14 protein-coding genes are annotated in these 17,029 nt (G+C 53.0%); 8 read left to right on the top strand and 6 right to left on the bottom strand.

The features are described from left to right. Positions 1 to 10: 10 nt before the first annotated feature. The 3 genes from ACN0RL_RS12660 to ACN0RL_RS12650 all read right to left on the bottom strand — a co-directional run bounded on the left by ACN0RL_RS12660 (position 11) and on the right by ACN0RL_RS12650 (position 4,855). Positions 11 to 679, bottom strand: a complete 669-nt coding sequence (locus ACN0RL_RS12660; protein ID WP_417517302.1) for a glutathione S-transferase family protein — start codon at positions 677 to 679, stop codon at positions 11 to 13. A 91-nt stretch (positions 680 to 770) separates the two neighbouring features. Further along, positions 771 to 1,664: a patatin-like phospholipase family protein gene (locus ACN0RL_RS12655; RefSeq protein WP_417517300.1), complete on the bottom strand. Its 894-nt coding sequence runs from the start codon at positions 1,662 to 1,664 to the stop codon at positions 771 to 773. Positions 1,665 to 1,666: 2 nt separating this feature from the next. Next, the gene (locus tag ACN0RL_RS12650) at positions 1,667 to 4,855 is read right to left on the bottom strand and encodes an EAL domain-containing protein (protein ID WP_417517298.1); all 3,189 of its coding nucleotides are present in this window, start codon (positions 4,853 to 4,855) and stop codon (positions 1,667 to 1,669) included. Between the two features lie 219 nt (positions 4,856 to 5,074). Between ACN0RL_RS12650 and ACN0RL_RS12645 the strand changes: the two genes are divergently transcribed. From ACN0RL_RS12645 to ACN0RL_RS12625, 5 genes are all read left to right on the top strand, one after another. Beyond that, positions 5,075 to 5,509, top strand: coding sequence for an SRPBCC family protein (locus ACN0RL_RS12645; RefSeq protein ID WP_417517296.1), 435 nt, complete (start codon positions 5,075 to 5,077; stop codon positions 5,507 to 5,509). Positions 5,510 to 5,556: 47 nt separating this feature from the next. After that, entirely contained in the window at positions 5,557 to 6,012 is a 456-nt protein-coding gene (locus tag ACN0RL_RS12640) for a CopD family protein (RefSeq protein WP_417517294.1), read from the top strand. Between the two features lie 163 nt (positions 6,013 to 6,175). Next, positions 6,176 to 6,625 carry a substrate-binding domain-containing protein gene (locus ACN0RL_RS12635; protein ID WP_417517292.1) on the top strand — a complete coding sequence of 150 codons (450 nt, stop codon included), beginning with the start codon at positions 6,176 to 6,178 and terminating at the stop codon, positions 6,623 to 6,625. Further along, a complete protein-coding gene (locus ACN0RL_RS12630; RefSeq protein ID WP_417517290.1) occupies positions 6,622 to 7,878 on the top strand; it encodes a hypothetical protein in 1,257 nt (418 codons plus the stop codon). Before ACN0RL_RS12635 ends, ACN0RL_RS12630 begins: the two co-directional genes overlap by 4 nt. Positions 7,879 to 7,896: 18 nt before the next feature. After that, positions 7,897 to 10,731 carry an EAL domain-containing protein gene (locus ACN0RL_RS12625; RefSeq protein ID WP_417517288.1) on the top strand — a complete coding sequence of 945 codons (2,835 nt, stop codon included), beginning with the start codon at positions 7,897 to 7,899 and terminating at the stop codon, positions 10,729 to 10,731. 20 nt (positions 10,732 to 10,751) lie between these two features. On the opposite strand, the gene ACN0RL_RS12620 is transcribed toward ACN0RL_RS12625, so the two are convergent. Then, positions 10,752 to 11,249, bottom strand: coding sequence for a DUF2780 domain-containing protein (locus ACN0RL_RS12620; protein WP_417517286.1), 498 nt, complete (start codon positions 11,247 to 11,249; stop codon positions 10,752 to 10,754). 151 nt (positions 11,250 to 11,400) lie between these two features. On the opposite strand from ACN0RL_RS12620, the gene ACN0RL_RS12615 reads away from it, so the two are divergent. Further along, entirely contained in the window at positions 11,401 to 12,414 is a 1,014-nt protein-coding gene (locus ACN0RL_RS12615; RefSeq protein WP_417517284.1) for a CobW family GTP-binding protein, read from the top strand. Then, on the top strand, positions 12,411 to 13,058 hold the full coding sequence (locus ACN0RL_RS12610) for a DsbA family oxidoreductase (RefSeq protein WP_417517282.1): 648 nt from the start codon (positions 12,411 to 12,413) through the stop codon (positions 13,056 to 13,058). Before ACN0RL_RS12615 ends, ACN0RL_RS12610 begins: the two co-directional genes overlap by 4 nt. Here the strand turns inward: ACN0RL_RS12610 and ACN0RL_RS12605 are convergent. Beyond that, entirely contained in the window at positions 13,046 to 13,369 is a 324-nt protein-coding gene (locus ACN0RL_RS12605) for a hypothetical protein (protein WP_417517280.1), read from the bottom strand. The two genes, ACN0RL_RS12610 and ACN0RL_RS12605, sit on opposite strands and share 13 nt — an antisense overlap. 316 nt (positions 13,370 to 13,685) lie before the next feature. Here ACN0RL_RS12605 and ACN0RL_RS12600 point away from each other — a divergent pair, with 316 nt between their 5' ends. After that, positions 13,686 to 14,693, top strand: a complete 1,008-nt coding sequence (locus tag ACN0RL_RS12600) for a zinc-dependent alcohol dehydrogenase family protein (RefSeq protein WP_417517278.1) — start codon at positions 13,686 to 13,688, stop codon at positions 14,691 to 14,693. Positions 14,694 to 14,721: 28 nt separating this feature from the next. Here ACN0RL_RS12600 and ACN0RL_RS12595 read toward each other — a convergent pair whose 3' ends face one another. After that, a complete protein-coding gene (locus ACN0RL_RS12595; protein WP_417517363.1) occupies positions 14,722 to 16,695 on the bottom strand; it encodes a sigma-54-dependent Fis family transcriptional regulator in 1,974 nt (657 codons plus the stop codon). Between the last annotated feature and the right edge of the window lie 334 nt (positions 16,696 to 17,029).

The raw sequence follows: 17,029 nt of genomic DNA, 5'->3' as shown, positions 1-17,029 counted from the left end.
TTGGTGGTGCTCAGGCAAAATCATATTCCCCGCCCTTCTCAAGGGCAGTTTGATAGGCGGGCCTGGCGTGTACTCGTTTTACCCACGCAGTGATATGAGGCCGGGCTTTGCCGACGATGCCCCGTGCAACCGAGGCTTCCAGCGGAAAGCTCATCTGAATATCCGCGGCACTGAGGTTATCCCCGAGGAACCAGGTGTTTTTCGCAAGGTGAGATTCGACAAAATCCAGGTGCGTTTTGATCATCGGGCCGATGAAAATCTCATTGGTTTTATCTGAAATGCCTTTTGCCACTGGCTTGATAAAAAACGGCATCGGGCTGGTTTTGACCTTTTCAAATACCAGGCGCATCACCAGTGGAGGCATCAGAGAGCCTTCTGCGTAATGCAGCCAGTAAGTGTAATCGAGCCACGCCTGGCCGCCGCCCTCTGGCAGCATGGTGTCTTTGCCATAGGTGCGGGCAAGGTATTCGATAATGGCGCCAGACTCCGCCACGACCAGATCGCCGTCGGTGATCACTGGTGATTTGCCCAGCGGGTGAATTTTTTTGAGGCTTGCAGGCGCCAGCATGGTTTTTTGATCACGCTCGTAATGCTTGATTTCGTAAGGCACTCCCAGCTCTTCCAGCATCCAGAGAATGCGTTGTGAGCGAGAATTATTAAGGTGATGGACTGTGATCATGCAAAAACTCCGTTCGCATCAAAAGAGTGGGCAGGTTAACAGAGTAGGCTGCAAATGGCGTTTTGGTTCACCACCGTGGTGATTTGCGTCGTTAGCTTCGATTACGGATAGCCAAGGCGTGGTTTTTAAGATCTTTGATAATCTCGGGCACCTTCAGGGGCAGCAATTTCCTGGCGCCTTTAAAAAGATACATAATGACATTTGCACGCTTGTACCAGAGCACGCGGTGAATCTTTTTTTTCATGGGGTGATAGCCTTCCATGTACAGTTCCTGCACACACTTGGCGTTGTTGGTGAGGCTGTAACCGCTTAAGTCCAACGGCACTACAATGTCTGCCTTTTTCAGCTGATTGCGGGTATTGAAATCGATAGCAATGTTGATGGCATTGCTGATTACATCAAATGTATCTTCCGGCTTCGGGTACTGGCTGACGTGGCTCAGATCAACGGCCACGATAATACCTGCACCCATTTTCTCCAGTGGCGATATCGGTACATTTTCAACGAGCCCGCCGTCGACCAGAGTGCGGCCATTTACCTCGACAGGTACAAACAGGCCCGGTACAGCCATGGATGCACAGACAGCCTCCGCCAGATTGCCTTCTGTGAATATCAGCTGTTTGCCGGTTTCGATGTCCGTTGTGCAAATAGCCAGGGGAATGCCTGCATCCTCGATTCGACAGTCTCCGAGGTCTCTTTGGATCATTTCGTGAATGGCATGCGTACTGAACAGGCCGCCACGCTCCAGGGTAAAGTTGAGGATCTTGGACAGGTTCAGTGTCGAGCCGATGGAAAGTATGGACTCTGCCGGACGGCCGAAGGCGTAATAGCTGGCGACCAGTGCCCCCACGCTTGTACCCGAAATACAATGAATCGGGATTTGCTCTTCCTCGAATGCCTTCAGAACGCCTATATGGGCAATGCCCTTGGCGGCACCGCCCCCCAGAGCCAGGCCGATGCGGGTATTAAATGGGTTGAGCTTCATGCTCACTCCGTTCCTGTGGATTTCGCGATAAATTCTTCGAACTCAGAAGCGGGCAGGGGGCGGGAGAACAAGTACCCCTGGCCGTAATCACATCCGATGTCCAGTAACAGGCGGCGTTGCGTCTCGGTTTCGACCCCTTCTGCGGTAACTTTCAGGCCAAGTTTGTGGGCCATGATGACAATGGCCTCGGAAAGCACCAGGTCGTTCTGCTCATTGTCGAGATTCTGGATGAAAGACTGATCAATCTTGAGGTAGTCGATATCGAATCGCCTGAGATAAGACAGCGCTGAATAGCCCACTCCGAAATCATCAATCGCGACCTGGATTCCGGCGTCACGGAAATGGAGAAGCTTGTCTGTTACGCCCTTGCTTGCATTCAGTAGCAAACCCTCGGTGATCTCTACGCTCAGATGGTTTGTCTCCAGCCCGAGCGTTCGCAGGTAAGTCAGCCAGTCCGTTATGCTCAGCGCTTCGCTCTGAAACTGCACAGGCGACATGTTCACTGACACCTGTAATCCGTTATTGAACAACTCACTCCAGCGTTTTGCCTTGGCGGCAGCCTCCCGGAACACCCAGTCGCCGATACCAACAATCAAGCCTGTCTCTTCAGCCAGAGGAATAAACTCAGCCGGGCTGATCATTCCGCGTTCCGGGTGATTCCAGCGTATCAGTGCCTCTGCTTTGCCGACGCGTCCGGTGTATAGATCTATTATGGGCTGGAAGTGGAGCTCGAACTGCCGGTTTTCAGCCGCCGAGCGCATATCATTTAACAGTTTCAGTCGACTCTGGGCCCTGTCATGCAGGGCCTGGGTAAAATAACTGAGGCGGTTCCGGCCTGCTGCTTTAGACGCGTACATGGCCTGGTCGGCGTTACTGACCAACTGATCAACCTCTGAAGCGTCGTCCGGGCAAAAGGTTATGCCGATGCTGGCCTGGATATAGATGGTTTCATCATTGATGGAATATGGTTCTGCGAGCGCACTTATGATTTGTTCGCCCACCTTTTCTCCGTCGCTTGTATTTGCAAGCCTGGGCAGAATAACGGTGAACTCGTCACCGCTCATTCGGGCTACGGTATCGGAGTCCCTGACACAACTGGCAATGCGCTCCGCGGCCTTTATCAGCAGCTGGTCACCCACAGGGTGTCCGAGGGTATCGTTAACATCCTTGAAGTGGTCGAGATCAATAAATAAGAGTGCCAGCAATGAGCCATCGCGTAACGATTTCCGAATTTCCTGTTCCAGACGATCCTGAAACATGTAACGGTTTGGCAAGTCGGTCAGGAAGTCGTAGTTTGCCTGGCGCCAGATCAGTTCGTCTGAGCGAACCTTGTTCGTGATATCAGACCCCATAACAATATGGCGCTGGATATCACCTTTCTCGTTGCGAATAACATTGATGGTGAGCCATGCCGGAAAGGCTTCGCCTGTATTACGACGGCTCCAGACCTCGCCCTGCCAAAAACCCTGTTGAGTTACGTCTTCCCAAATAGCTTTGAAGAAATCGACGGTTTGACGGCCCGAGTGAAGGAGGGATGGGTCTTTGCCCCTGAGGTCGTCGAGAGTGTATCCGGTTATTTTGGTAAAGGCCGGGTTGAGCGCAATGATTTTGTTTTGGGCATCGGTTACCAGCACGGCTTCTGCGCTGTTGATATAGATGGATGAGGCAAGATGGAGCTCTTCTTCTGCGTGGGTCCTCTCGATGGCGATACCAACCAGATTGGTTGCGCTCTCTATCAGGGCGATCTCCTGTTCATCTGGTAATCCTGGTTCTTTGCGATAAATGGCAAAAGTACCTAATACTTTACCTGATGAAGAGTGGATGGGCTCAGACCAGCAAGAGCCAAAGCTTGCTCTGGCGGCAAGCTCTTTATAGTTCTCCCAATAAGGATGGGTTGCGATGTCCTCGACAATTGTTCGCTTTCCTGTGAAAGCAGCAGTTCCGCAAGAACCGACATTCATGCCAATCTTCACGCCGTTAACAGCTTCGTTATAAAAGTCAGGCAAGCTGGGAGCGGCGCCGCTTAAAAGGTGCTGTCCTTCGTCATCTAATAGGAGAATTGAGCACATGGACTTGGGATAAATCGATTCCGCTGACTCGATGACCTGCAACATGATCTCCTTCAGAGAGCCGCCTCTGGCGACTCTTTCCAGAGTGTGCTGTCGCATTTGCTCTCGTCGTTCCGCCATCTTCCTGAGTGAAATGTCTTCAATCAGCGATACCGTATACGCAAGACTGCCATCAGTATTACGAACGGCACGCACGGCCAGGTGAGCATCGATGATGTTATGGGACTTCTGGACAAACCGCTTTTCAACGGACACTTCATCAATGGAGCCGTCAATCAACTGTTCATATAAAGCCGTGTTGGACTCCAGGTCGTCAGGGTGGGTCAGCTCAGCCCATGTCGTGGCCATGATTTCTTCGGCCGTGTAACCCAGCATGTCGCAAAGTGCCTGGTTTACCTCTATCCAGCCTTTATCCGCGCTGGTGGCTGCCATGCCAAACATTGAACGCTCGAAATAGGCCCGGAAATGTTGTTCGCTGGCTCGCAGCGCATCCAGGGCGTCACGGCGTTCTTTTTCCCGGTCAAAGTTGTCGAGGGCGAATGTGATGTCGCGGGTCATTTCATCGAGCAGCTCGGTTGTTTCACTGTCGAAATATTCTTCCGCGCAGTGATACACCGACAAGACTGCATAAGGTTGGCCATGCCGCTGGATAGGGAAGCAGCCGCTGCTACCCCAGTGAAAACGGCTTGCCTTTTCTTGCCAGGGGGCTGTAAGAGGATCGTTTTCCCAGTCATTGGAAACGACGGCGCAGTTGTTGCGATAAGCCGTTGCCGTTGGCCCTCGGCCCTCTGGCTTGTCGTGCGCCATTGAGATCTGGATGTTCGTCAGATAATCCGTACCGACGCCGAAACTTTCTACGGGGACAATTCGTTCTGATTCCGGATCAGCAACGCCGATCCAGGCCATGCTGACGCCGCCGAATTCAACAGCAAGCTGGCAGACGAGAGGAAAAAGCTCTTTCTCGTCGCCCATGCGAATAATAGCTTGATTGATTCCGCTGAGTGCCCGGTATATCTGGGTCAGCCTGTCAACCCGTGCATTCGGTGATGCACCTCGGGCCGAGCCTGAAGTATCCGGGTGCCTTTTATTCCGGCCGGCCTCACTATCAGAAGATATGGTCAAGGTGCTGCTCGCTGTGGCCCGAGATTTATCGTTGTCTGTCGCTAGAGTGTTCATTCTTTTCAGGTGAATTTCAAGCAGATTACGGGGGTGCGTTGGTGTATTCGCATCTCGATGTGGAGCAGCCGTTTTTTGATTGCTGCAGCCAGAGCTGGGCTGCAATCAGATTAGACAGCCGGCGGGTTAAACGATCATTATGCTGTTCGAACTCGAGGATCCAACATGTTTAATATTCATGTAGAGCGTACGCTGACTAAAGACATAGATTCTGTTTTTGAAGCCATTTCCGACCATGCCCGCTACGATCGGTTTCCGGGTGTTGATAAGTCCGTTTTGGTTGAACAAGGAGAAGAAGAAAAAAATGGCACCGGGGCGCTGCGAATCATCGGGGCAGGACCACTTGAACTAACCGAACGTATTACGCAGTTCGAGAGGCCGACCAGAATGCACTATTGCATTGAGAAATCGAGTCCGCTCTCTATTCTGCATACCAGGGGTGAAATTATTTTGCAGCCTGATGGTGAGCGAACCAGAGTGATCTGGATATCCGAGGGCCGCATAAAGGTTCCATTGCTTGGTCGGACACTGGACAGGCTCGCTGAGCGCAGTTTTACGAAAGCCTTTAACGCTCTGCTCAAAGCCATCGAACGGCTTTAGTTGCCAGCTGGTATTACATCAAACGTTTCTTATCCGGGAGTCGCTTTATGGGTTTGGCTATTGCACTGCACGTACTTTCTGCCGTTATCTGGGTTGGTGGCATGTTTTTCGCCTACATGGCCATGCGGCCTGCGGTAGTTGAGGTAATTGATGCATCTCAGCGGGGCTCACTCTGGTATCACACGCTTTCCAGGTTTTTCCGGTGGGTATGGGTGGCCGTGGCCCTGTTGCTGGTGACCGGTTACTGGATGCTCTTCAGTGCTTTTGGTGGCATGGCAGGTGCCGGCTGGCATATCCATGTTATGCAGGGGTTGGGAATTTTGATGGTTGTGCTTTATTCCCACGTCTATTTTGCCCCCTTTCGCAGGCTGAAACAGGCCGTTGCGAATCAGGACCCTCAGGAAGGCGGGCGCCAGGTCGGACAGATTCGCAAACTGGTGGGCACCAACCTGATTCTCGGGCTGATCGTGGTGGCAATCGGAGCAGGAGGGCGGTATCTCTAAACCCGTCAAGCACAGATCAGGGCATTGGGAGCGCCTGACAATTCGAAACATTAAATATTAACTTTCGGTCATGAATTCAGTTAACATGCATCGCAAAAGAGTCTTTGCTAAAGCTGTTTTTTAATCTCGCCCTCTCAAGTACACATAGAAACGAACGGGTTTTATGGATAGAGCTAATAGCGGTTACTTGAGAGCAGGGTTTAGAGCGCTAGCATTCGCCGTAGTGTGCTCTTTTGCCCAACCGCTGCTTTCGGCCCCGAAAGTCATACTCAACGACGATGCAGATATCACCGAGCTGGACTCAGCCTACCTGAGCCAGATTTTTGCTATGCAAATCCGAAAGTGGCCGAACGGCCTGGCTATCCAGGTGTTTACTCTACCAAGCGAGAATGAGCTTCACCGGGAGTTCGTCGTCAACCGGCTGCACATTCAAGCCCACCAACTCGATCGCATCTGGAACCGGATGCTTTTCACAGGAACAGGCAAAGCGCCAGCTGTTGTTAATTCTCAGGCTGAGATGGTTGAAATGATTCAAAGCACGCCAGGTGCAATCGGGTATACCTCCGCAGACTATCCAACTGGAAACATCGTGACCCTGGGAGATAAAGAATGATGAGCAAGTTCTCCTCGATTGTTCTGGGCGTCACAGTCGCAGCGATAATGGCACCTGCAAGCGCAGTTGAGCTGGGAAGCTCGTCTGAGCTCCATGGGTTCGTGAGCCAGGGGTACCTGTACAGTCCGGATAATCCATACGCAGGTACCGATTCCCTGGATGGTTCGTTCAAGTTCCGTGAACTTGGCATCACCGGTTTTACCGAAGTATCTCCTGAGTTTCGCCTGGCAGGGCAAATCATCAGCCGGCAACGAGATGAAAGCGATGACGGTGATTTACGGATTGATTTCCTGCTCGCCGATTACCTTTTCCACAGTGATATGGGTTCGACCGCCGGGATTCGCCTCGGCCGCGTAAAGAACAATGTGGGCTTTTATAATGCCATTCGAGACATACCCTCTGCCCGGCCTGGCTTCAATGTGCCCGATTCAATCTATTTTGACTCTCTGCGGGATACCATTCTGTCTACTGATGGTATCAACCTCTACGGCTCCCTGATGCTTCAGGATAACCAGCTGAGCTGGGAGCTTTTCGCGGGGGAGAGGGGTCTCGACGGTGAGAAGCTCGAATATTACCTCTATGGGCTGCCAATCTCCGAGGGAGAGTTCGAGGATGTGCCACTTATTGGCCTGAACCTGAATTTTGTACCGGCAGCCCAGAGAAATCTGAAGCTTGGTTTCAGCCTGGTGGATGCGGATATAGATCTGGATAACCCCATGAGTGTTTCAGATGCCCAAATGGCACTGTTTACTGCAGGCATGGGAGATATTGGCGTGAACCCGCAAAATTACGTCACCGGGACCAGCATTGATGCTCTGTTTGCCATTCTGTCAGTTCAGTACAGCTACCATGACTGGGTTATCACGGCAGAGTACATGAACCTGTTCAGTGATCTCGAGCTCCAGCTCGCTGGAATGGATACCGAGAAAAACACTACTACCCAAGCCTATTACCTGCAGGTTGAGTGGTTGCCTACGCTTACCACTTCATGGTTCGCCCGTTACGAAGAGCTCTATCTCGATAAGGATGATCGCTCCGGTAGTGATCTGTTACCGGCTAACAACCCTTACCGAGGATTTGGTAAGGGCTGGAGCCTGGGTGGAAAGTGGATGTTCTATCCTCGATGGACAGTCACCGGTCAGGCCAGCTTCAACGAGGGCACAGCCTGGCTGCCCAGCTACAGCGGCATGGAAAACGATAGCATCAGTAAATACTGGAACTATTATGTCGTATCTCTGACATTTCAATTCTAGCGGCGCGGGCACACAGTGATGTTCGTCAGCATCAAATGGAAGGCGGTCGCATTTCTCAGTCTGGTATTGGTTGTCATTACTGCGACCTGGGTCGCCCAGCAAGTTTTCAAAACGCTTGAGCACTATGAAAACCGGGTAGCAGATCTACACCTGCAACAAGAGCGCGTAATTAACCGGCAGTTGGAGGAAAACGCCCTCCGCCTGTCTCAGCTTGCCCAGCTTATCGCTGAAACTCCGCGCATTCAGGCGGCCGATAAGAGTGACCAGCAGGCGGAAATGAATCGCTTCCTCCAGAGCGAGTGGTTCAAACTCAATCTCAATACCGGAATCGATTACCTTGCGGTCTATTCGGCACAGGGAAATCGACTGGGTTCAGCAATGAATCTGGTTTTTTTTCGTGATCCGGCCGGCTTGAGCCAGGCAATTGACCAGCTTGTGCAAGGGAGAGATCCAGGAACGCCCCAATCTTTCCTTTACTGCGGTTTTGGCTGCTCCCAGTTCGTCATCGAGCCCTTTGTTCTGCAAAATGGCTCCGAAGCCGTGATGGTGATAGGCCAGAACATTGCCGACGTAATCCAGCATTTTCAACAGATATCCACAGACGAGCTGGCAATCATTCTCGACGGCCTGGACGCAGACAGTACTGATACCGGGAACGAACGCTCGCTTGGCAATTGGAACAAACGAGTGTGGGCGGCAAGTAACTTTTCGAACACCTTTAGGCAGCTCAAAGCAGTTGAAGCAATAGCACCGTTCGGCATCCTTGGTAGTGACCAGGCCTTTGATCATGAGTCACGAAGACTTCTTTTCAATACGCTTGACCTGACTCGCTTCAAAACTATGGGCACTGCGCCGCACTTCGTAGCGATCATTGACGAAACCCGGCAATACAACAACCTCGTCAATTCTGTAAAAACCAGCCTGTTGATCGGGGTGCTGGCGCTGGTCATTGCCGAAGTCTTTCTTGTCATGCTGATACTGAGCCCACTGCGACGCCTGATCGCAGTTGTTGAGGCGCTAAACTTGCTGCCAAAGCATGAATATGAGCAGGCACAGAAGAAAATACACGGGCATCGGGGCTATCTCAGTGACGAACTCACCCTGCTTGAGAAAAGTACCCGTTTTGTCACCCAGGAGCTGGACACTCTGCATACGGAAGTTGAGCAGAAAAACCATTCTCTAAAAAACCAGATTGCCATCATTTCCCGCTCTCGAGCTTTCCTTGAGCGCTTGATTGACAGTTCGCATCTGTTTATTGCGACCCACACCATAGATGGCCGTATTCTGACTACGAACACGAGATTTGAAAGGGAGTTCAGCCGGCCGCTGACAAGTTTTCAGGAGATTTTCAAATCAGATGCTGTCTATGCGGATTACAGGAGCAAAATTGCGCTCCTGCAAAATGGCAAGTGTGATGCTATTCAATTCGATGCCAAGTTCACGAACGATCAGGGACACACCGTTTTCGCAGACTGGACCTGTTCTCTGGTCGAAAATGAAAACGGACAGTCCGTTGTCCTCGCTACGGGCGTCGATCTGACTCAGCGTAAACGGGACGAGCAAGCACTGGAATGGCTGGCAAATCACGATCCTTTAACGTGCATAGGAAACCGTCGGGCTTTTCAGCACGATTTAGCAAACGCTCTCGAAGCCGGGACCGCGGGCGCCATCGTCTTTATCGATATCAACCGGTTCAAGCAGATTAACGACCTTTATGGCCATGCGGTTGGCGACAGTGTGTTGATACAGATCGCCAATTCACTGACCGCAAGTGTGCGAGCGAGCGACTCCATCAGCCGGCTGGCAGGAGACGAATTTACCATTATCCTGCCAGGCATCGCCCAGGCTCAGCTCCAGACTGTGCTCGCCAAACTCTCTGCTCAACTCAACGGCGAGATTCTAATTCCGACCGAGGGTCGGACTACCGAGTACAGCGTCAGTATCGGTGCCGCCTTGATTCCAGAGCACGGTACCACCGAGCAGGAACTGGTGGTGCATGCAGACATGGCGATGTATCAGGCCAAGAAAAAAGGCGTCAACCAATGGCAAATTTTTGACCCGAAAAACAATAATCTGGAGGGGTTACGCCGGGACCATGATCTGACGTCGCTATTAAAACGCGCCTTGGCCGAAGACGGCCTGTTCGAGCTGCATTTTCAGCCTATTCTGTTTCTCGAGGAGAACCGAATCAGTCACCACGAGGTCCTGCTGAGGTTGAAGGACAGTTCTGGCGCCCCGGTTTTTCCCAGTGAATTCATCCCTGCAGCAGAACGTATGGGCCTGATTCGGTTGGTCGATACCTGGGTGCTGGAGCGCGCTATCCGGAGATTGGCCGCTGAAAATGCTGAGGGGGGCGCCATGTGTTTTGCTGTCAACGTGTCGGCGCCCACGCTGCAGTCGGCAGATCTGCCGGAGATATTGACTGACCTGATTCACAAATATCAAATAAACCCTGGCCAGCTGATTCTGGAACTGACAGAAACCGCCTACATAGAAAACTTCCAGATGGTTCTGTCTAATCTGGAAGAAATCAACGCCACGGGGGTCATGATTGCTCTGGACGACTTTGGCGTGGGCTTCTCATCATTCAGTTATCTCAAGAAGCTGCCTCTGAGCTACGTTAAACTCGATGGCTCATACATTCTGGACCTTGAGAAGAGTCCGGATAATCAGGTGTTTGTTGAAAGCCTCACCAACATGGTCAACGCATTCGGGATGCAGACGATTGCGGAATTTGTCGAAGACGAAGTGACGCTGGTTAAATTACGGCAGCTGGGCGTTGATTTCGCCCAGGGCTACCATATTGGCAAACCATCACCGGTGTTGATGAAGGCGCCAGCGAGAGGCTATTGAGTGGCTGGATATGCTGCAGTTTAGCTGGCAGGCATCCACAGGCCCTGTAACTGGCCTAGAAGGGAAGAACCAACTCCCTGGTCTCCCAGGAAATTCATCACGATTGGCACGAACTGCTGAATCATGGAACTGTCCATGCCCAATGCAGAGAAGGCAGACTCCACCCCGCTCATGGATGAAATATTGGAGAGCATGCTTTCAGTCAGGCTGTTTCCTCCGCCTAGCAGGCTGGAGAGGCCCGAAGCCTGGCTGGTGAGAGCGCTCATGGTGTTGGCGCCAAGCTCACTTTTCGCCAGCTGCAGCAGCGCTCCTGTGCCACCGACTGCTTGAGCCTCGGTAACGCCGAGCTGATTTTCAAGCTGACCCATCAGTTGCTGGGCTTCACCGCTGACTTCTGTTGCCGAGGAGAGTGCTTGTGTTCCGCTGGACAAGGCGCCATCGAGGCTGAAAGCGCCTGCGCTTGGGGCCAGAAGATAGATGCTTGAGACGAAGAGAAATTTTTTGAGAATAGCGTTCATTATCACGTCCTGCGGGGTGGGGCCAAAGTACGTCTAATATATTGGGAGCTTTGGTTAAAATAAAAGTGCGGGAAACCGAGACGCCGATATCAAAGTGTTATGTTATAAAGTACTGAAGTCACGAAAACAGAGCACGGGAATGTCTTTTTAAATGCCAGTCTCCAAGCCAATTCAAACCAACGTCATCACCGGTTTTCTGGGTGTTGGAAAAACCACTTCCATTTTACAATTGTTAAAGCATAAGCCTGAAGCAGAGCGCTGGGCGGTGCTGGTCAATGAATTCGGCGAAGTGGGTATCGACGGCAGTGTACTCGCAGGGCATGAAACCGGGCAGCGGGGTGTCTTCATTCGCGAGGTACCTGGTGGCTGCATGTGTTGCGCCGCTGGCCTGCCGATGCAGGTTGCGCTGAATATGCTGATCGCCCGCGCCCAACCGGATCGGCTGCTGATTGAGCCTACGGGTCTTGGTCACCCCGAGGAGGTACTGGCGACGTTGGGCTCAGAGCACTATCGGGAAATACTGGATCTGCGCGCGACGATTACCCTGGTTGATGCCCGAAAAATTCAAGATGCCCGGTACGTAAACCACGCAACCTTTAACCAGCAGCTGAGTGTGGCAGACGTTATCGTCGCCAACAAAGCGGAGCAGTATCAGCCTGAGGATTTTCCGGCACTATTGAATTATCTTGATAAGAGATTGAGCACCCGAAAAAAATCAGTTTTCTGTGTAAGCTGGGGGGAGCTGGAGCTCGGCTGGCTGGATGCGCCTGCCGGCGATCACCCTCTCCCCGGGTGCCATACGGAACTAAGTCAGCCCCTTTCCTTTGTAAAGAGAGCCGATACTCCAACTGATAGCTTTCTTGGTTCAGGTAAAGAAAGTGAGGGGTTTCACAGCCAGGGCTGGGTTTTTAACGCTGAATGGGTGTTTGATGCAAACCGGCTGCACACGCTTCTTTCTGGTGCAGAGGCTGAACGGATCAAAGGTGTTTTTAAAACCGACCAAGGGGTCATTGCCTACGACAAGGCGGATAACGTACTCTCAGAAACCAGGCTGGAGAGCAGTCCAGATAGCCGACTTGAATGTATCAGTTCCGACAAGCGCGCACTTGAGTATCTGGAAGAAGCCGTGATTGCCTGTTCAAATTCGAGGATCTACCCAGCATGAACAAGATGCACATTGATATCGTTTCCGACATCGCTTGCCCCTGGTGCGCCATTGGCTATGCTCGCCTGGAACGCGCAATGGCGCAGTTGGCTGGCGAGTATGAATTCACCATTGAATGGCATGCGTTCGAACTGAACCCGGACCACAGCGGGGAGGGCGAGCCGATTTTGCCAGCCCTGGCTCGAAAATACGGGAAGAGCGAGGAAGAGGCGCGCGCAACCCAGAACCAGATGATGGTGATTGCGAAGGATCTCGGTATCAACTTCGAGAAATTGCAGGAGCGATTAACCTGCAATACCTTCGATGCTCATCGGTTGGTCAAATGGGCCGGCGAGCAAGGCCAGCAGACCGGCATGAAGCAGGCGCTGTTTGAGGCCTATTTTGGCAGGGGCGAGAACGTCTCAGACCACGATGTTCTTGTCCAGTGCGTTGAAACTGTGGGAATGGATACCGCCAAGGCCAGGGAAGTACTGGGCTCGGATCGATACGCCCGTGTGGTGCGGGAAGATGAAGCCAACTACCAGAAGGCAGGGGTTACGGCGGTGCCTGCATTTATCATTAACAACAAGTACCTTATTGCCGGAGCCCAGGAGCCCGACACCCTTGTGCAGGCGTTGCAGGAGATTGGCACTCAGCCAAAATAATCCTGTATCCAGCCAAACAGCGTGCTCGTGTTTACATCGGATAGCGCTATCTCTTTGAAGTCTTCCCCGACTTCGTCCTCAATGGTTACAAACTGATAGAGCAACACGCCTGGTTTTTCGTCGTGCAGGATAAGTGTGATCCGACGGCGGGTGCGCAGGCAGTCTATGGTCATCACGTCTGCGGGGATACCTGCATCACGCATACCCCTGCGGACTTCCACCACCGGGTTGATGTGCTCATGGGCCGCTTGAATACGGGCATGGGCGTCACTGGCCATGTCGGACAGGGCCTTGAGGGGATCTTCGGACATTTTAACCTGTTCAATCTGAGGGTGAATTACTGAGAAACACTGGCCATGTTAGCCCAACAAAGGTTTCCTTTGGAAAGTTCATGGGCGCCTTTTCAATTTGGCGAAGTAGGCTCTGGATGTGTAACCCTTGAGGGAGCACCTCGAACCGGGTGCCAAACACCCCTTTTGGATAGCTCTCTGTGACTGCAATAACGGCACTCAAGTAGCATTGTGCCGTGGGGACAGTTCGCCAAAACTGAGGCGATGACAGTAACGATTTCGCTTCCGGCCTAAATGACCGGCATCTTCCATGCCACTGACAAATAGAGGCCAGCAAATGAAGTTCGCAACAGTATCCCAGCCATTCGGGCTGGACCAGCTCAGCGTAACCGAGGGCCGCGCGCCCGGCGAACCCGGACAGGGCGAAATCCGGGTACGGATTCACGCCAACTCCCTGAACTTTCACGACTACGCAGTGGTTGTGGGTGCTCTCCCAACCGAGAACAATCGCATTCCAATGTCTGATGGTGCCGGTGTGGTAGAGGCCGTTGGTTCAGGTGTTAGCGAGTTTTCGGTGGGTGATCATGTGGTCTCCACCTTCTTTCCTCACTGGATCGACGGGCCGGCACCAATTGATAACTTCAGCACCACGCCGGGTGACGGCGTAGACGGCTACGCTCGGGAACAGGTGGTTGGTTCAGCCCAAGGCTTTACGCATGCACCTAAGGGCTATAGCCACGCAGAGGCTGCCACCCTCACCACCGCCGGGCTTACCGCATGGCGTGCACTGGTGGTTAACGGCAATCTGAAAGCGGGCGATACGGTACTTACTCTGGGAACCGGTGGCGTTTCTATTTTTGCGGTGCAATTTGCCAAAATGATGGGCGCCCGGGTGATCGCTACCTCGTCATCCGATGCAAAGCTTGAGCGCCTGAAAACGTTAGGTGCCGACGAGACCATCAACTACAAAACCACACCAGCCTGGGGCCAGCGTGTACTGGAGCTGACCGACGGTCAGGGCGCAGATCATGTAATTGAAGTGGGTGGCCCTGGCACACTGCCGGAATCCATCGATGCCGTGAGTATCGGCGGCCATATATCACTGATTGGTATTCTTACGGGTGTTGCGGGTGACGTGCCCACCCTGAAGCTGTTGTCCAAGCAGGCGCGCATGCAAGGGCTGATCGTGGGTAGCAGGGTGCAGCAGCAGGAAATGATTCGCGCCATCGAGGCTAACGGCATGCACCCGGTCATTGACCGCTCGTTCACCCTGGACGACATTGCAGATGCATTCCGCTATGAAGAGTCAGGCGCGCACTTTGGCAAGATCTGCCTGGAGTTTTGAGCGCCTGCCCCTCTGTGACGGCGTAAAGTCATCGCTTACCCAGAAATCTGGGCGGCTCTATCGCTTGATGTTGCATCCAGCGATAGATGGTCGGGCGTGATACGCCGTAGCATCGTGCGACCTCGGATACGTTCCAGCGGTATTCTTTCAGGCGTGCCAGTAATGGATTACTCCCGTCGCTTTTATCATCTTGCCCTGGATTTTGGCAGTGAGCGGCAGCCGTGTGACTATTCAGGCACTCTTCCGGCAGATCGTTGACTGTGATCTGGCCGTTGTCACAGGTGGCCTCGGCAAACGCCAGTGCGTTTACGAGTTGGCGAATATTACCCGGCCAGCTGTAGGCAAGGAGAGCGCTCATGGCATCGGCCCGGATTCGGACATCCGGAAGGTTGTTTTGCTGAACCAGGTTCGTGAGTACGCGATTAATGACATGCTGACGGTCGGCCCGTTCGCCCAGGGATGGCAAGCGCAGGGTTGCACCGTTTAACCGATAATAAAGATCGGCCCGGAAATCACCACGTTCAATCAGTTGAGTCAGGTCCTGATGCGTGGCTGCAATCACCCGACAATTCACCTTGACCGGGCTGTCAGCGCCAACCGGAAGAATTTCACCTTCCGCCAGAACCCGCAGCAGTCGGGTCTGCAGTTGTAATGGCATATCGCCAATCTCGTCGAGAAATAAGGTGCCACCATCCGCCTGTTGAATCAGGCCTCTCACACCCTTAGCACGCGCACCGGTAAACGCTCCCGCCACATAGCCGAAGAGCTCGCTTTCAATCAGTGATTCGGGAATGGCCGCGCAGTTTACCGCGACAAATGCATGCCGGGAACGATGGCTGGAGGCATGTATGGCTTTGGCGAGAACTTCCTTGCCGGTGCCGGTTTCACCCAGAATCAGCAAACCGACGTCCCGGTTCCGAAGACGCTTGGCCAGGCCAAGCGTGCGCCGCATGATTGGATCGTCTGCTGCCAGTGCGTCCAGTTGAACCACTGGCTCCTCGGGGGTGGGCAGCTCGGTAGGTACTGATGCGGGAGGCTTGGTTTTGGGCTGCACCAGCGATGCAAAAAACGTATTGCCAGTGGTGCAATGGCGAAAGGCTTTTACCTGGTCATCATGATCGTAAGGAATGCTCCATATATCCCTCAACTCACACTCGAACAGGCTGGTAAGGCTGGGTCGATCGCTCATGCAAGGCTCGGTGCCGGTGTCGAGCCCTGGGCTTTGCATGAGTGAACGGCCAGCCGTATTAGCGGCTTCCACGCATCCGTCATCATCAATGGCAAACAGATACTGGCCGTTGACCTGAACAAACTCGCGGGACGCGTCGCAACGAAAAATCATCTGATTGCGATAGCGACGGAGGAAGTAGGCATCCTCGATCATACGGGCATAGAGCTGGGTGAGGTGCAACGCGAATGTCTGGCTGCTGTGAGGGTCGGGGGAGTCCAGAGCCGAGATATCCAGCACCGCCAGGAGATTGCCCAGCGGATCAAGAATGGGGGCTGAGGTGCAGGTCAGGCTGATGTGAGTTGCATCGAAATGATCAATCCGGTGACACGTAAGAGCCTGCTTTTCCTCAATACAGGTGCCCACGGCGCAGGTGCCTGCGTACTGCTCGCTCCAATCGGCGCCCAGATACAGCCCGGCTTTTTGCAAGCGTTGGTCGAATCGGCGTTCACCGAGAAACTGCACAGTGATGCCGCGATGGTCCGTCAGGAGCAGCACATACCCCAGGTTGGCAATATGCGTGTAGAGTTGATCCACACCGGCTCTGGCCACATTAAGAAATTCGTCAACCGAATCCTGGTGCTCCCTCAGGGTTTGCTGAGTCACGATGCGAGCGCGACGTGGCTGGCTCGGATCCAGCCCGTAGTCGTTGATACATCGTTTCCAGGAACGCCCGATCAGCTCCGACTCCGGTGAAAAAACCGAAGCAGGGTGGTTATCAGCGTAACTCAGAATCGCGTCTATATGGCGCCGCTGCGCCTGCTGCATCATCATGCCAAGCTCCTGCATCGCTCTGATATTGTTTTTGTCATCCACGAGAGATACTGCGTCGTCGTCTTCACACCCTATACCGGGCAGGCCGATACCAACACCCTTCTTTAGTGCCTGATTTACCATTACACCTGTAACGAAGCGAACGACCGGGCATTACAACCGTAAAGTACAAACCCTTCTTCAGAGGCTGTTCATAGCAACCTCAACTCGAGCTATGAAATTCGAAAGCTTAACCATTTCAATATATTGAATGTTGAATGAGCGTCTCAAACCAAAGCTGGCACACCACCTGCTCAGTTGCTACTGGAAGATTCATTCCTGCACTGGGCGCCGA

Origin of the sequence: Marinobacter sp. (genome assembly GCF_048259445.1) — a bacterium.
Lineage (GTDB): Bacteria > Pseudomonadota > Gammaproteobacteria > Pseudomonadales > Oleiphilaceae > Marinobacter.
This window is presented reverse-complemented; position numbering and strand designations above follow the sequence as displayed.

What these genes read in the sequence shown, in the direction of transcription:
- ACN0RL_RS12595 (WP_417517363.1), bottom strand. Translation starts at nt 16,695, where the DNA reads ATGATGATGCAGCAGGCGCAGCGGCGCCATATAGACGCGATTCTGAGT.
- ACN0RL_RS12645 (WP_417517296.1), top strand. Translation starts at nt 5,075, where the DNA reads ATGTTTAATATTCATGTAGAGCGTACGCTGACTAAAGACATAGATTCT.
- ACN0RL_RS12660 (WP_417517302.1), bottom strand. Translation starts at nt 679, where the DNA reads ATGATCACAGTCCATCACCTTAATAATTCTCGCTCACAACGCATTCTC.
- ACN0RL_RS12610 (WP_417517282.1), top strand. Translation starts at nt 12,411, where the DNA reads ATGAACAAGATGCACATTGATATCGTTTCCGACATCGCTTGCCCCTGG.
- ACN0RL_RS12655 (WP_417517300.1), bottom strand. Translation starts at nt 1,664, where the DNA reads ATGAAGCTCAACCCATTTAATACCCGCATCGGCCTGGCTCTGGGGGGC.
- ACN0RL_RS12615 (WP_417517284.1), top strand. Translation starts at nt 11,401, where the DNA reads ATGCCAGTCTCCAAGCCAATTCAAACCAACGTCATCACCGGTTTTCTG.
- ACN0RL_RS12620 (WP_417517286.1), bottom strand. Translation starts at nt 11,249, where the DNA reads ATGAACGCTATTCTCAAAAAATTTCTCTTCGTCTCAAGCATCTATCTT.
- ACN0RL_RS12630 (WP_417517290.1), top strand. Translation starts at nt 6,622, where the DNA reads ATGATGAGCAAGTTCTCCTCGATTGTTCTGGGCGTCACAGTCGCAGCG.
- ACN0RL_RS12600 (WP_417517278.1), top strand. Translation starts at nt 13,686, where the DNA reads ATGAAGTTCGCAACAGTATCCCAGCCATTCGGGCTGGACCAGCTCAGC.
- ACN0RL_RS12635 (WP_417517292.1), top strand. Translation starts at nt 6,176, where the DNA reads ATGGATAGAGCTAATAGCGGTTACTTGAGAGCAGGGTTTAGAGCGCTA.
- ACN0RL_RS12605 (WP_417517280.1), bottom strand. Translation starts at nt 13,369, where the DNA reads ATGTCCGAAGATCCCCTCAAGGCCCTGTCCGACATGGCCAGTGACGCC.
- ACN0RL_RS12640 (WP_417517294.1), top strand. Translation starts at nt 5,557, where the DNA reads ATGGGTTTGGCTATTGCACTGCACGTACTTTCTGCCGTTATCTGGGTT.
- ACN0RL_RS12625 (WP_417517288.1), top strand. Translation starts at nt 7,897, where the DNA reads ATGTTCGTCAGCATCAAATGGAAGGCGGTCGCATTTCTCAGTCTGGTA.